General features: G+C 40.4%; 9 protein-coding genes, 1 pseudogene and 1 CRISPR repeat array. Of the genes and pseudogenes, 5 read left to right on the top strand and 5 right to left on the bottom strand.

Annotation, left to right across the window (positions count from 1 at the left end; genetic code table 11):
* The first annotated feature begins 416 nt into the window (after positions 1 to 416).
* Complete coding sequence (locus tag IQ224_RS07180) at positions 417 to 1,982, top strand: sodium:proton antiporter (protein WP_002741990.1); 1,566 nt, start codon at positions 417 to 419, stop codon at positions 1,980 to 1,982.
* Positions 1,983 to 2,000: 18 nt separating this feature from the next.
* On the opposite strand, the gene IQ224_RS07175 is transcribed toward IQ224_RS07180, so the two are convergent.
* Together IQ224_RS07175 and IQ224_RS07170 are read right to left on the bottom strand one after the other, a co-directional pair.
* Complete coding sequence (locus IQ224_RS07175; RefSeq protein ID WP_036399890.1) at positions 2,001 to 2,750, bottom strand: amino acid ABC transporter ATP-binding protein; 750 nt, start codon at positions 2,748 to 2,750, stop codon at positions 2,001 to 2,003.
* 12 nt (positions 2,751 to 2,762) lie between these two features.
* Positions 2,763 to 3,212, bottom strand: coding sequence for a DUF29 domain-containing protein (locus IQ224_RS07170; RefSeq protein ID WP_002741986.1), 450 nt, complete (start codon positions 3,210 to 3,212; stop codon positions 2,763 to 2,765).
* A 196-nt stretch (positions 3,213 to 3,408) separates the two neighbouring features.
* Here IQ224_RS07170 and IQ224_RS07165 point away from each other — a divergent pair.
* Together IQ224_RS07165 and IQ224_RS07160 are read left to right on the top strand one after the other, a co-directional pair.
* Positions 3,409 to 4,290: pseudogene (locus IQ224_RS07165) on the top strand (type I restriction endonuclease); the annotation flags it as partial.
* Between the two features lie 739 nt (positions 4,291 to 5,029).
* Positions 5,030 to 6,178, top strand: coding sequence for a hypothetical protein (locus IQ224_RS07160; RefSeq protein ID WP_002741982.1), 1,149 nt, complete (start codon positions 5,030 to 5,032; stop codon positions 6,176 to 6,178).
* A gap of 268 nt (positions 6,179 to 6,446) precedes the next feature.
* Here IQ224_RS07160 and IQ224_RS07155 read toward each other — a convergent pair whose 3' ends face one another.
* On the bottom strand, positions 6,447 to 7,280 hold the full coding sequence (locus IQ224_RS07155; RefSeq protein WP_002741980.1) for a photosystem II manganese-stabilizing polypeptide: 834 nt from the start codon (positions 7,278 to 7,280) through the stop codon (positions 6,447 to 6,449).
* A 434-nt stretch (positions 7,281 to 7,714) separates the two neighbouring features.
* Between IQ224_RS07155 and IQ224_RS07150 the strand changes: the two genes are divergently transcribed.
* Positions 7,715 to 8,059 carry a hypothetical protein gene (locus IQ224_RS07150; protein ID WP_002741978.1) on the top strand — a complete coding sequence of 115 codons (345 nt, stop codon included), beginning with the start codon at positions 7,715 to 7,717 and terminating at the stop codon, positions 8,057 to 8,059.
* Positions 8,060 to 8,119: 60 nt separating this feature from the next.
* Positions 8,120 to 9,553, top strand: coding sequence for a phosphoglucomutase/phosphomannomutase family protein (locus IQ224_RS07145; RefSeq protein ID WP_194032765.1), 1,434 nt, complete (start codon positions 8,120 to 8,122; stop codon positions 9,551 to 9,553).
* Between the two features lie 44 nt (positions 9,554 to 9,597).
* Here the strand turns inward: IQ224_RS07145 and IQ224_RS07140 are convergent, their stop codons facing one another.
* A complete protein-coding gene (locus IQ224_RS07140) occupies positions 9,598 to 10,617 on the bottom strand; it encodes a methyltransferase (RefSeq protein ID WP_002741976.1) in 1,020 nt (339 codons plus the stop codon).
* Between the two features lie 143 nt (positions 10,618 to 10,760).
* A CRISPR array of direct repeats spans positions 10,761 to 14,634; the repeat unit is 36 nt; unit sequence GTTTCCATTCAATTAATTTCTCTAGCGAGTAGAGAG.
* Between the two features lie 196 nt (positions 14,635 to 14,830).
* Positions 14,831 to 15,109 (bottom strand): CRISPR-associated endonuclease Cas2, encoded by a 279-nt coding sequence (gene cas2 / locus IQ224_RS07135; protein WP_002741946.1) that lies wholly within the window; start codon positions 15,107 to 15,109, stop codon positions 14,831 to 14,833.
* Positions 15,110 to 15,280 lie beyond the last annotated feature (171 nt).

Genomic DNA, 15,280 nt, shown 5'->3' with positions numbered 1-15,280 from the left:
TCAGTAATCAGTAATCAGTAAACAGTAAACAGTGAAAAGAAAGGGGAGCATCTCACCTTTGTAACCCCTAAATCAGGTTTTATGTCAAGCTATTTTGAAAGCCTTGCTAGAAAACAGTTTTAGGGACAAGTATAATTAATCGCTTACATAAATGAGATGCTCCCAAAGAAAAAAGAAGCTCCGCAATTGTCACTTAATACTGAAAACTGAAACCTGAAAACTGAAACCTGAAAACTGATAACTGATAAGTAGCTGGTTATAATTAAATTAAAAATGGATTTTAGGTTCGATCCCCCCTGCCCCCCTTGATAAGGGGGGTGCCGATAGGCGGGGGTATCCCCCCTTAATCCCCCCTTGATAAGGGGGGGGGTCTGACAACTTTTAACGCCTACCTACTTAACTGATAACTGAAAATAATGAGTCTAGAATCTACTGCTAACGAGGCGATCGCTCATAATTTAGAGCAATTCCTGCTGGTTTTGACCATTTCCTTGAGTGTCGCCACTTTATCGAGAACCGTTGCCTTCCTCCGCAAAATTCCCTACACCCTGCTGTTAGTTATTGTCGGTATGGGTTTAGCTTTTTTAGATTTGCGTTTGGTCAATCTTTCCCCGGAATTAATTCTGGAAATTTTTCTGCCTCCCCTGTTATTTGAAGCCGCTTGGAATATTCCTTGGGCTAAATTAAAGGAATATTGGGTTACTATCGTCCTTTTTGCCGTTATCGGGGTGATTATCTCCGTTTTGGGCGTCGCCTATCCCCTACATATCTTTGCTAATTTACCCCTATCGATCGCTTTTCTGTTGGGTGCTGCCCTAGCTGCCACCGATCCCGTCTCTGTGATTGCCCTATTTAAAGAATTGGGGGCCAGTAAAAAACTGACGATCCTGATGGAAGGGGAAAGTCTCTTTAATGATGGGGTCGCTGTGGTCGCTTTCGTCCTCTTGGTGGGTATTCCCTTGGGAGTCGATACCTTTTCCGTCCCCGTGACGATCGCTCGTTTCTGCACCTTTGTGGGGATTGGCATCGGTGTGGGTTGCGTGATCGGTTTCGGCATTTCCTACCTTACCCAACGCTTCGATTTGCCTTTTGTGGAACAGTCTCTGACTCTAGTTTCTGCCTATGGAACCTATCTCGTCACGGAAAAATTAGGCGGCTCTGGTGTGATTGGGGTGGTAATTGTCGGGATTATTCTCGGTAATCTCGGTTCGCGCATTGGTATGAGTCCCCGCACGCGCCTGGTAGTTAGCGAATTTTGGGAATTTATCGCCTTTTTTGTCAATTCCATCATCTTTTTACTGATCGGCGATCAAACCCGTTTTGAGAGTCTCGGTAGTCACTTAACCGGGATTTTAATAGCGATCGCTGCTATGGTGGTTTCCCGTCTGTTCTCAATTTTTGGACTAGGGGGAATTAGTAACCTAATTACGGGCAATAAGATCAATTTTAAGGAAAGAACGGTGTTATGGTGGGGAGGATTGCGCGGTTCGGTTTCGATCGCCCTAGCGTTAAGTGTTCCCACGTCTATCCCCTACCGTCAAGAAATTATTGACGTGGTTTTTGGGGTGGTTTTATTTACTTTATTGGTGCAAGGATTATCTATACAATGGCTGTTAAATGCCCTCAATCTTATCGGTGATCAACCGATTCGCACCGAATATTCGGCCCTAATTGCTCGTCAAATTGCCTTAACTAGGGTTGCCAATTATCTGCAACAACCAGAACGTTTTCCCGATATCGATCCCGAATTTTATCGCGACAAAAAAACTCTGGTGGAAGGACAATTAAAGTCCCTGGAGGATCAGTTGCAAAAATTACTACAGGAACACCCACAATTAAAAGATGTGGTGGCCGAACAATTTCAAGATACTTTACTTGATATCGAAGCTAATACCTACGCAGAATTAATTCGAGCCGGTCGTTTAAATGAAAATCTCGTTCCCCTTTTAGTGGAGGTAGAAGAAGAAAAAGAGATGGTTTAATGATCAAGTCATGGAAAATCAAAGAATTTTTGCTAAAAATTGCTGAGTTCGATCAGATTGAGGATTATTAAAAAATTCTGCTGGGGGAGCAATTTCCAAAATTAAACCCTGATCCATAAATACCACTCGATCGGCCACTTCTCGCGCGAATCCTACCTCGTGGGTGACACAAACCATGGTCATCCCCGATTTGGCTAAACTTTGCATCGTTTCCAAGACTTCTCGCACCATTTCCGGATCTAAAGCTGAAGTCGGTTCATCGAATAACATCACCTTCGGCTGCATAGCTAAAGCGCGAACGATTGCCACCCGCTGCTGTTGTCCTCCCGATAACTGAGGGGGATATTTAAGCGCTTGTTCGAGAATACCAACTTTTTCGAGGAGTTTTGTCGCTATTTCCTCTGCTTGCGCTTTTTTGCAACCGCGCACCCACATCGGACCGAGGGTGACATTATCTAATACCGTCAGATGGGGAAAGAGGTTAAATTGTTGAAAAACCATGCCGACTTCCTGACGGATTGCCTCGATATTTTTGAGGTTGTGGGACACAGTTATTCCGTCAATAATAATGCGGCCTTTTTGATAGGATTCTAACCCGTTAAAAGTGCGAATAAAGGTGGATTTTCCTGAACCGGACGGCCCCATAATCACGACAACTTCCTGTTTATTAACGGTGAGATTCACTCCCCGCAAAGCATGAAAGCGGTTATCATACCATTTTTCCACCGCTTCGGCAATTATAATCGGTTCACTGTTGTGAGAGTCCATATTTTTGAGAGTTTATTGATTATCTGTATCGGGAAACCACTGTTTCTCAAGAATTTGTCTCAGAGAGTAGGGACAAATTATCGGTAAATTTTTTAATCCTGTCTTTTTTTCGGCAATTAAGCGAGCGTTTTCATAGATATTTTCTAACTCTAGTTCTAGAAATTTGCTTAAATCGGTGGTGAGCTTATCTTCTAATTGTACTCGAAAAGTGATCATCTTTGCCGCCCAATGATTACTATTTCTTTCTCTTTCTGTTGTCCAAAATTGATAGATTAGGAGATGGATTATTATTTGTAAACTTAAACTTTTAACAGCAGTTTTTTCCCTTCGTCCCAAAGCTGCCAACTCCTCGATTAAATGTTCGTAATCTAACTGATCTAACTGACGATTTTTTAATAACTCGATCATCTCGCTTAACCAGCGATCGTACTCCCGTTCATAAAGCTGTTTTAAAGCAAGCATTGTCTTTGAGCAAATGGCGACATTATTATTAAAAATAACCCGTATCTAGGAATGATAGCATAAAAGATGCAGTTGATTAGTGTAAATATTTGTGAATCAATGATGATGACAGTCAAAAATGCTTGACCATGAGGTAAAAAAAAGGTTAAATTATGGTTAGGCTGAGAACCCACACATCCTAGATAATGAGGCTATCATGGATTTAATCGATAAACTCAAAGCAATTGCTCAAAAAGTTGAAACCTCTCGTTCTCAAATCCAAAACGAACAGGCAACCAAAACAGCTTTTATTATGCCTTTTTTGCAAGCATGGGGTTACGATGTATTCAATCCCATGGAAGTTCACCCCGAATATAGTGCCGATTTAACTGGATTAAAAGGGGAAAAAGTAGATTATGCTATTTGTTTGGACAATCAACCGATTATTTTGATGGAATGTAAAAGCTGTCATCAAAATCTTGAGCATCCTAAACATAGTTCCCAACTGCATCGATATTTTAACGCAACTGGAGCTAACTTTGGAGTTTTAACTAATGGGATTATCTATCGGTTTTATACGGATATCGTCAAGGATAATATCATGGACGATAAGCCATTTTTTGAGTTTAACATTCTCGACTTTGACGACTCTTCTGTTAACGAATTAAAACGATTTTCTAAATCTAGCTTTAATTCTGACGAACTAGAAGAGGTTGCTCGCAATTTATTGCACACAAAAGAAGTTAAAAAAGTGATTGCCCAGCAATTAAATGATCCTTCCCCCGAATTTGTTAAGTTTTTTGTTAGTCATGTGTATTCTGGGGTGAGAACTGCATCGGTTGTCGAAAAATTCAAAGAAATTATTAAGCGTTCTCTCAAAGAGTATATCAATGATATCATCAAAGAAAAATTTGAGGAAGTTTTAGGAAAAGAACCTGAACCAAATCCTCCTGATACACCAGCAGCAGAAGATACTCCACCAGAAGAAACAGGGGAAGATAAAATTAATACGACCCCCGAAGAATTGGAAGGATTTTACATTATTAAATCAATTCTACGGGAAGAAATCAATACCGCACGCATTCAATACAAAGACACTAGAAGTTATGGCTCTTCGTTACTTGTTATGGTTCGATAGGGGGGCATAAATTGACTAAATCCTTCTCTGGCAAGAGACTTAATTGATGAGTTCGCTCTAGATAAAAAACAATTGACAAAAATCGCCAAATGCCTTTCTACATAAGGGTTCCATCCCTTATAACCCCAGTCCATTGCATAACACAAACCGAAGAACCGAAGTTATTTTGGTATCAACTTAGATGGAAAAGTAACCAAAACAGTCTGTCGTCTGCGCTTCAACGAAAAAACTGGCAAGAAATCAATCAGTATTCCCGATAACGTCGAAACTGGTAAAGAAGCAGCCACCAATATAGACAGTCTTGATGAAATTTATGGAGTCGCTGAATTTCTGAAATCTCGTATCCGCTATCTGACTCAAGATATTTATAAAAGCAAGTCAGAAAAAACGGAAAGTATCTAAAATAATTAGCCCCTATCTCTTTAATGACCGATAGGGGTTTTTAAGGATATGATTTTTAGTAATCGCTGATTATGGTTGTAAAATTTTATCTAGGTATAGGAAGTTACGGTTAACAGGTGGTCATGAAAAGGAGAGAGGATATCCGAGCATTATAATAAAAGTTTTCTCTCAAGTTAAGTTCACAAAATTCTAGCTGGGAGTTATCGAAGTGTGATTAAGCTTGACACAGTCAAATTAAGGTGTTACCATATTGGGCATGATTTATGCAGATGTTAAAATTTTTGTTTTGCGGTAGTCTATGAATTTAACAAATTTACCAATGTCTCTTGATGAGGTGCCTTTACCTAGTTCTTTGCCGCCAGTTATTTTAACAGTTTTTACTCGTCCCGATCTACTCAAGGAAGTTTTAAAGGGTTTAACCCAACAGACTCTATCTCCTCCTCAGATCATTGCCTATGTGGATGGAGCAAGAAGTGAACTTGATCTACCCCTGATCGATCAAACAATTGCTTTACTGCAAGAGTTCTCTAGTAAAATTCCAGTAGATATAAGGTTAAGATCACAAAATTTGGGCTGTGATCAAAATGTCATTTTGGCCTTTACAGAAATACTGTCCACTTATGAATCTATTGTTTACTTGGAAGATGATGACTTTCCCAATCCATATTTTTATGATAGTATGTGCCGTCTGCTAGAGGCATACCGTGAACATAAAAAAATCTTTTCGATTAGCGGATATGCAACCTTTCCAGAGCAAGCATATCCTCTGCTCGAAGAGGATTTTGCTCTCTCTCGTAGAGTTTTTTCTTGGGGATTCGGTATCTGGGCCGATCGCTGGAATGATATCGCTCTCATCAATCAGTCTAAACAATATAATCCTTTTGGAAAACTCTATAATATACCCGCCACTGTGCAAACAAAAATGACTATAATAAACCAGTTCTGGCTAGAGAGAAATGGTCAAACTGACTGGGTTATTACTCTTACTCTTGCATCTTTGTATCAAGATCGGGTTCATCTTATTCCTAAAACTTCTTTGATCTATAATATTGGTTTCGGACACCCAGAATCTAAAAGCTTTAAAGATAAAGAACCATCATGGGTAAACTCTGCCTATAGTTCCTCATTCTGCCCCAATAGCTTACCTAGCACTCTTGAGTTAATTGACCTTTTAAAAAATGAGATTAGTGGGATAGAATTAGCGCATTACCTGTATCGCAAGGGTGTTTATATTGATTTAGAAGCACTATTTTACTACCTAAAAAAATATCGTGATCTTCAAAGTCGCCTAGAATTTTTGAAGCTATTTATGGCTCACTCCCCCTTTAGTTTCAAAAAAACTCGCCGTCGCCTGGGTTTATATTTTAGTAGATACTCAATAAAAAATATGAATAGCTCTAGAAAATTTCTGATTTGCAAAGGTTCCTCTGACATATTGAAAAAGTAAAAGCGAAAATTAGAGGTGTTGCCAAATAGTTTGTACGAGCAATTAACCAGAACTAACCTTAATGATGTCTATGTCATGGCAAACCTGGGGAGTTACCAACTAATGCTTAATTCTCTCAATATAACTTTTACCTGTTGCATAAGTGCCTCTCCTCTATAAGTAGCCTATACTCAACGGATTTAGTATTAATTGTGTCAAAGCTTAGAAAAAAAGCGAACTTCTCTGGGGAGAAATTCGCCTTAATTTCCAGAAATTCTGAACTTATTAATTAGGCACGAGCTTCGAGACGACCGTAGAAAATGCCGCGAATTTTCACTTCTTCAGCATCTTTTGCGCCTAAATCGGTGTCGGAAGGCTGTTCACTTTCAAAAACACCAGCAAACTCGCCGGTAGAAGCGTCAACTTTAGTTACCTGTAAAGACATAGTACCTTTACCCAGTTCCGTCGCTTTGACGTTAGCACGCTGGAAATCTTGACTATCAGCACTAGCGGGTAAAGCGACAGCATTATCATAACCCGTCACCACACCCCGACCTTTGGGATCCAAGAAACCAGCGCCACGATAGGAGGGAACTTTAAAGTCGCCTTCAAAATCCGTGGAACTGTTAATCGAGTTAAAGCCGGCTTCGGTTTTGCCGGTGAAACCTTTAATGGTAAAGAAGAGGGGAACTCTTTCACCTCCGGGTAATTGTACGGTAATGGGTTGGAAATCGATACCGTCTTCTTCCTTGAGGGTTAAAACACCGTCTTCGCCTACGGTTAAGGTCGCTGTCATCTGTTCTAAACTGGTGGTATCTCTGGTTAAGAGTTTACCCGGGATAAAAGTGGCTGCTTCCCGCTTATTAATGGGTTCACCCTTGACAAAATATTCTTGGGGTTCCAAGCACAAATCTGTCACTACATAACTTTCGCCGCGTTCTAAGGGGAGAGTACCCCGGGTGAACTCAGAAATCTGCGGACATTTGTTAGCTAATCCCGTGTTTAAAATTTCATCATAGGTTAGCTCGTTTCTATTCAGGACGGCATTAGGCGCGTCGCTACAAGCTGTCAACACCCCCAAGCACAAGGCTAAAAAGGCAACTAACAAGGCACGAAATCTCATCTATGTCAACCTCTCTTTGTCAATCTTTACAATTACTACCCTTGATCCATAGCCTGATGAATTATCGAATCGGTTGCGCCAATTCACCGAAACTCAGTTTATCAAAGATCAGTGACCATTGAGAAGATGGGAGACAGGGAGAGGAGAGACAGAAGGCAAAAGGCAATAGGCAAAAGGCAATAGGCAACAGTAAAGAGATTGGAGGAGATTCGGCTAATCGAAGAATAAGCAGTTTAAATACGTCTTAGCTTAGGAGTCAGTCCCGATGAAAAAATTTTCACCACCACAGATGAAAGAGGTTTCCTTCCCCACACCCTACACCCTACACCCCACACCCCACACCCCACACCCTCTTTCAAGTCAGCAGGCTCTAAGTAACTGATAGCTGATGACTGATATGATTGGTGTGACTGTTTTCAGATGCAGAAATTTCGATGAATAGCCGATTGCCGGGAGATAATAGCCAATTAGATAGCCAACTACATTCCCTTGTAACGACGGTGACAGCGATCGCCGAAGAACAGCAGGGAGATTGTAACGGTTTGTTAAGGTTGCTGCGAACTTTAGAAAATTTACATCGGCAAATTCGCGAGCAGATGTTCGAGCCATCTTTACCCAATACTCGTAAGGATTTATACGGATTACTCCGGGATATCGAGGAAACCGGGGGATGGCCCTATATAGAACGGATGAAGTTACAAATGTTAATGGAAAAATTATTAATCAGTGAAGCCGTTGCGCTCGATCCGGCGGCAAAAACCGATGATCTGGAAAAATGAGTGTCCAGAGAGTACGGAGCGGGTTACAGTATTGAAAAAATGGATATTTAGGGGTAAATCATGACCACCGTGAACCCGATTAAATTTGGAACCGATGGCTGGCGCGGGATTATCGCCGCCGATTTTACTTTCGATCGAGTCGCTCTGCTCGCTCCCTTGGCGGCTCAGGTTTTAGCGGATAATTATGGTCAGATCACGGGTTCGCGGACGATAATCGTCGGCTATGATCGGCGGTTTATGGCGGAGGATTTTGCTCAAACTGCGGCGGAATCGCTGCAAAAAGCTGGTTTTGATGTGCTTCTCTCCCAATCCTATGCTCCCACTCCCGCTTTTAGTTGGGCAGCTCGCTCAGAAAATGCTCTCGGTGCGATCGTATTAACCGCCAGTCATAACCCGGCTAAATATCTCGGTTTGAAGGTTAAAGGTTATTTTGGTGGTTCTGTCTCGCCGGAAATTACCCAACAAATTGAAGCTTTATTGTCTAATCCGCCGCAATTTAAGGCCAATGCAGGTAAATTAAGCACTTTTGAGCCTTGGTCAGGTTATTGTCAAGGTTTACGCCAAAAAGTTAACATTGCCGCTATTGCCAACGCGATCGAATCGGGACAACTAAAAGTTTATTCCGATGTCATGCACGGTGCGGCGGCTACTGGTTTAGAGCGTCTTTTGGGGGTGGGGATCACGGAATTACGCGGCAATCGCGATCCTTTGTTCGGTGGCGGCTCTCCGGAACCTTTACCGAGAAATTTGAGGGAAATCATCGATAAACTGGCTCACAGCGCAAATTTAGCCCCTTTGCGAGTAGGTTTGGTCTTCGATGGCGATAGCGATCGAGTGGCGGCGATCGATGGTCAGGGTAATTTTTTAAGCACCCAAAATCTCATCCCGATTCTAATCGAGCATTTAGCTGGCAAAAAGGGAATGAGAGGGGAAATTGTGAAAACGGTGAGCGGTTCCGATTTAATCCCCAAATTAGCCAGTTTATACGGTTTATCGGTCTTTGAAACCCCGATCGGTTATAAGTATATCGCCGATCGAATGTTGACCACTCCTGTGTTAATTGGTGGGGAAGAGTCGGGAGGTGTCGGTTATGGTACTCACATTCCCGAACGGGATGCTTTATTATCAGCTTTATACGTTTTGGAAGCAGTGGTGGAATCGGGCCAAGATTTAAGCGATCTTTACGCGCAATTACAGGATAAAACTGGCTTTCATTCTCAGTATGATCGCATTGATTTACCCCTAGCTAATATGGAAGCTCGCGATCAGTTAATCACTGCTTTGGATCAGGAACCCTTAAGGGAAATTGCCGGTAAACAAGTGACTGATTGTAATCCTATAGACGGTTATAAATTCCGTTTAGAAGATGGCAGTTGGTTGTTAATTCGCTTTAGTGGCACAGAACCGGTTTTGCGTCTCTACTGTGAATCTTCAAGCCTCGATCGAGTTCATGAAATTCTCGCCTGGGCAAAATCTTGGGCTACCTATATCTAAACAATAGAAAAAGGGTTTCTTGAAGAAACCCTTTTTCTATTCTATTATTTTTTAACGCATTCAATAATACAAATATCCTCTTGAGTTGGAATAATTCGATTTAATTTTAATCCCGCTGGACTCAACAATTCCTCAAATTCCTCTGCGGTTCTTTCCTTACCTCCTGGACACATAACTAACATATTTATGTCTAACATTTTAGCGGCCGAAGGATTATTACCCGCAGGAACAACCATTTCCAAGACTAAAACTTTCCCATTACTATCTAAAGCTTGACAACAGTTTTTCAAAATAGCAATCGCTCGTCGATCATCCCAATCATGAATAATATGTTTTAATAAATAGCCATCTCCTCCCGACGGTACGGATTCAAAAAAATTACCGCCAACGGTTTGACAACGATGGAGAATACCGTGTTTTTCTAAAGTCGGTTGACAATGGGAAATTACATATTCTTCATCAAAAAGAATTCCTTTGAGGTGGGGATATTGCTCTAGGATTGTCCCCAACATCTCACCGTATCCTCCACCTACATCTACTAGGGTTTGAAATTCCGAGAAATTATACACAGCTAAAATAGCCTTCTCCTCCGAAAAAGAAAAACTATTCATCGACTGTTCAAAAATCTCTGCATCTAGGGGATGGGTTTGAAAATATTCAAAGACTCCCATCCCAAAGACATCATCAAAGGATGGTTGTCCCGTTTTAATACTATGTAACACATTTCCCCAGGCTTGATAATGGGGGGCTTCTCCTAACATAATCGCTGTCGCTTTTACTGACCGGGGATGGTCACTAGATAAATGTTCGGCTAAGGGAGTTAGTATAAACTGTTGAGATTCAGTTTCTTGAAAAATTCCTACACTAGCTAATGCTCGCATCAGTCGGTATAAAGCAGCAGGATTAGTCTCAGTTAGGGAGGCCAAATCTTGACAGGATTTCGCTCCTTTGCTTAAATGCTCGGCTAGACTTAATTTAGCCGCAGCATAGATGGCCTGAGATAGCCAGTAACCCGAAACCATTTGGGTTAATTGAAGATGAAGAGGGAGTTCAGGTAAGGACATAAGCAACTTTTGTGGGAATATAATTAAACATTACCATATAGGATAAGCTGCCCGCGCATTTAAATCGTCTGTTGAGATTCAGCTAATGTCTAAGCGCTAGTAGAGAGTTATCGCTACAAGTGCAGTAAAAAATTAGCCGAAAAGTTTCCATTCAATTAATTTCTCTAGCGAGTAGAGAGCATCAACCGACCCGATGACATGGCAAGAGTTTTAAGTAGTGTTTCCATTCAATTAATTTCTCTAGCGAGTAGAGAGTAAATCGCCGATTACTCCTAAATTTTCCCCCTCTTCAGTTTCCATTCAATTAATTTCTCTAGCGAGTAGAGAGTTTATTTGACAAACAACATCTATTTTTAGATATTGATTGTTTCCATTCAATTAATTTCTCTAGCGAGTAGAGAGAATTTATTGCATTCCATGAGGCGCGGAAAGGAACCTAGTTTCCATTCAATTAATTTCTCTAGCGAGTAGAGAGTTGGTTATCATAGTAGTAGAGTTATTTAATCTTACAGTTTCCATTCAATTAATTTCTCTAGCGAGTAGAGAGGGTATCCGTAACCCTTGACCCTTTGTGGCTCAATACAGAACAGTTTCCATTCAATTAATTTCTCTAGCGAGTAGAGAGAAGAGTACAATAAAGTTTTAGAACAACGAGGTTTTAAGTTTCCATTCAATTAATTTCTCTAGCGAGTAGAGAGTAACTATCTTAACAGAGAAAAACTTGCTTTCTATTTTCGAGAGTTTCCATTCAATTAATTTCTCTAGCGAGTAGAGAGCAAAATCCTTCAGGAGGAGGATTTTAATCCTGATTAGTTTCCATTCAATTAATTTCTCTAGCGAGTAGAGAGCGATTGCGTTAAGATTGTTTAATTGATTATTAACTGATCAGTTTCCATTCAATTAATTTCTCTAGCGAGTAGAGAGATTGATGCGGCCGTGACTAATAGCCACACTCACACCAACAAAGTTTCCATTCAATTAATTTCTCTAGCGAGTAGAGAGGCAATCTTTGACCATAGGTATATTTAACCCCTTCCCGTTTCCATTCAATTAATTTCTCTAGCGAGTAGAGAGTAACTCCTAATGGTGAATTTGTGGGAAAATGGGAAGGTGTTTCCATTCAATTAATTTCTCTAGCGAGTAGAGAGTGCATATACTCCGGAGTGAACATTGTACTGTGTGTGTGGTTTCCATTCAATTAATTTCTCTAGCGAGTAGAGAGCTACTGGTTTGATTGCGGGCTAAAAACCCGAAGAATGTTTCCATTCAATTAATTTCTCTAGCGAGTAGAGAGTGACAAAGCCAAGCAAGGATTAATTCAAAAGCAAATCTCGCTTTTAGGTTTCCATTCAATTAATTTCTCTAGCGAGTAGAGAGATGTCTGGCAATTTTACTATGGTTGCCAAAGGACAAAAGTTTCCATTCAATTAATTTCTCTAGCGAGTAGAGAGATCGGATATAGCCGGGATTCTTATGATGCGGGTCTATACTGTTTCCATTCAATTAATTTCTCTAGCGAGTAGAGAGTTAGAAACTAATCAATTTTTGGCAGGTGGCAAATGGTTTCCATTCAATTAATTTCTCTAGCGAGTAGAGAGGATTTATGTCAAAGACCTAGGGTATTTTGTCGCTTTTGTTTCCATTCAATTAATTTCTCTAGCGAGTAGAGAGGACTATTATGTATCCCATTTTGTCACAAATTTTCCAGTTTCCATTCAATTAATTTCTCTAGCGAGTAGAGAGCCAAAACCGAAGAAGAAATTGTTACTAATCGCACTTGGGTTTCCATTCAATTAATTTCTCTAGCGAGTAGAGAGCCGAACCTACTCGGAAATCGCCAAAATCACGGGACGTTTCCATTCAATTAATTTCTCTAGCGAGTAGAGAGAAGCCTAGTTTGCTATTTTCTGTATATTTATTAATTAGGTTTCCATTCAATTAATTTCTCTAGCGAGTAGAGAGTGCGATAATTGCGGCCACCAATGGGAAGCGGATCAGTTTCCATTCAATTAATTTCTCTAGCGAGTAGAGAGGATCGATAAAAATAAATACTCTTTTGCCATCAATAAAAAGTTTCCATTCAATTAATTTCTCTAGCGAGTAGAGAGCCGCCACGGATAGGGCGGCGTGGGTGAGGGCCATCAGTTTCCATTCAATTAATTTCTCTAGCGAGTAGAGAGATTAATCTGTCACATTAATTATATCATTTTGTTATGTTTCCATTCAATTAATTTCTCTAGCGAGTAGAGAGTGACAAAAAAGCCTCTACTGTATCAATTATTAAATATCCATGTTTCCATTCAATTAATTTCTCTAGCGAGTAGAGAGCTAGATATACCAGCTAATCGCCTTATACTAATTGGCGAGTTTCCATTCAATTAATTTCTCTAGCGAGTAGAGAGTTCTGTAAAAGAGATTCAAGAAAATGGCACTCGCGCGTTTCCATTCAATTAATTTCTCTAGCGAGTAGAGAGAGTTATCAGCAAAAAACACACGAGGAAAAATCAAATGAGTTTCCATTCAATTAATTTCTCTAGCGAGTAGAGAGTCGGCTTCTCCTCGTTCCTATTACCTATTACCAAGAGTTTCCATTCAATTAATTTCTCTAGCGAGTAGAGAGGATCGATTCTCTGTTTGATTGTGAGCGCCCGCAGTTAGTTTCCATTCAATTAATTTCTCTAGCGAGTAGAGAGTGCGAACTACTCACAGACGAAACCAAACAGGAAGATGTTTCCATTCAATTAATTTCTCTAGCGAGTAGAGAGTTACATTGGTCAACACACGCATGGGTGGCTTTACCCGTTTCCATTCAATTAATTTCTCTAGCGAGTAGAGAGATTTTTTACACTTTCTTTCCATCGTTTAACGGTAGATAGACTGTTTCCATTCAATTAATTTCTCTAGCGAGTAGAGAGTTTTTCGTCTATAATAATTCCTTGCTCTGATGCCATTAATGTTTCCATTCAATTAATTTCTCTAGCGAGTAGAGAGCAAGAGTTGCCCAATGTGCAATCGATCGAATCCTCTGGAGTTTCCATTCAATTAATTTCTCTAGCGAGTAGAGAGTTAGAAAATCGCAGCGGTGCGATCGAGGTTCATGAAGTTTCCATTCAATTAATTTCTCTAGCGAGTAGAGAGATTACTTCGGTGGAAGCCAAAGAAATCGCTCAAAAACGTTTCCATTCAATTAATTTCTCTAGCGAGTAGAGAGTTTAGGATTAACTGTTGGGGAGCGGGTAGTTTACCCGTTTCCATTCAATTAATTTCTCTAGCGAGTAGAGAGAGACGAATCTGGAACCTATTTCGGAAAAATTCTCGAGTTTCCATTCAATTAATTTCTCTAGCGAGTAGAGAGTCAATCTTATTTAAATATAGGGGTGGTTGATTTTCAGGTTTCCATTCAATTAATTTCTCTAGCGAGTAGAGAGTCAGATTTCGGAATTTGCAGATCAGGAGCGAACGGGTTTCCATTCAATTAATTTCTCTAGCGAGTAGAGAGAGAATCAGTCTCTGGGTACAAAGGGGGAATATTTAGGTTTCCATTCAATTAATTTCTCTAGCGAGTAGAGAGAAACACACAAGAGGACAAATTAATGAGTAAGTTTAGTTTCCATTCAATTAATTTCTCTAGCGAGTAGAGAGAGGAGATGTAACAAATTGGCAACTATTTGGGCAAATTGTTTCCATTCAATTAATTTCTCTAGCGAGTAGAGAGTTGGTCACTTTTGATCAAGCTATGGCTTGGCAAATCAAGTTTCCATTCAATTAATTTCTCTAGCGAGTAGAGAGAGGGCGAAGTATCGCGGTTTAAGCATTGCGAGGATTTTAAGGTTTCCATTCAATTAATTTCTCTAGCGAGTAGAGAGAGCAGCGGGTCGCTTGTCATCAACAGCATATTTTCTCGGTTTCCATTCAATTAATTTCTCTAGCGAGTAGAGAGCCTACCCTCAATTTTATTGGTGCAAATGTCAGTGCTATCGAGTTTCCATTCAATTAATTTCTCTAGCGAGTAGAGAGAGCCGGTAGGCAAACGTCCGAACAGGATTGAGATTCAGAAGCCAGTTGCGACCGATAGTTTAATTATAGCTGGATACGGTCGCACAGCTAACCCCATAAACCCCAAAATTCTTATCCTGTGGTAGATCGAGGGATTTTACCAGAAATCGAGGTTATCTGCTCCCACCCCTATCCGTCGCTAGTCGATGATACCGAATCAGATGATCGTAGAACTTGGCGCTTTAGTTAGCGGGACACCGCCTAAAGTCTCTATTTGTGCTAAAGTATGGCCAGAGATGGGGTAAAATCGAATACTATCCTCGTTTTCTTTGATTTGCTTTTGCAGGCGTTCTCTTAACTGATTGTATAGAGATTTGCTTAAAACACACTCGAAAACTGAATACTGAACCCGTTGGCCGTATCCTTCCAGCAAATCAGCCACTTTTTTACGTCTTTTATTGCAGGGAATATCATAGGCGATGACATAAAATAACATGATTAAGTAGGTAGGTATTGAAAACTTTCAGATACCCCCCTTATTAAGCTATCCATTAGTCACATCTTTCTTAACATAAAATTTGACAAAAAGAGAAAAGTGTGCAAGATGGCTCAAGGAGGTTCTATGGGGGGACTAATTTGATGAGATAGTTTCCAAGTCTGGCTGATA

The organism is Microcystis sp. LEGE 00066, from assembly GCF_015207925.1.
Classification (GTDB): Bacteria; Cyanobacteriota; Cyanobacteriia; order Cyanobacteriales; family Microcystaceae; genus Microcystis; species Microcystis ichthyoblabe_A.
This window is presented reverse-complemented; position numbering and strand designations above follow the sequence as displayed.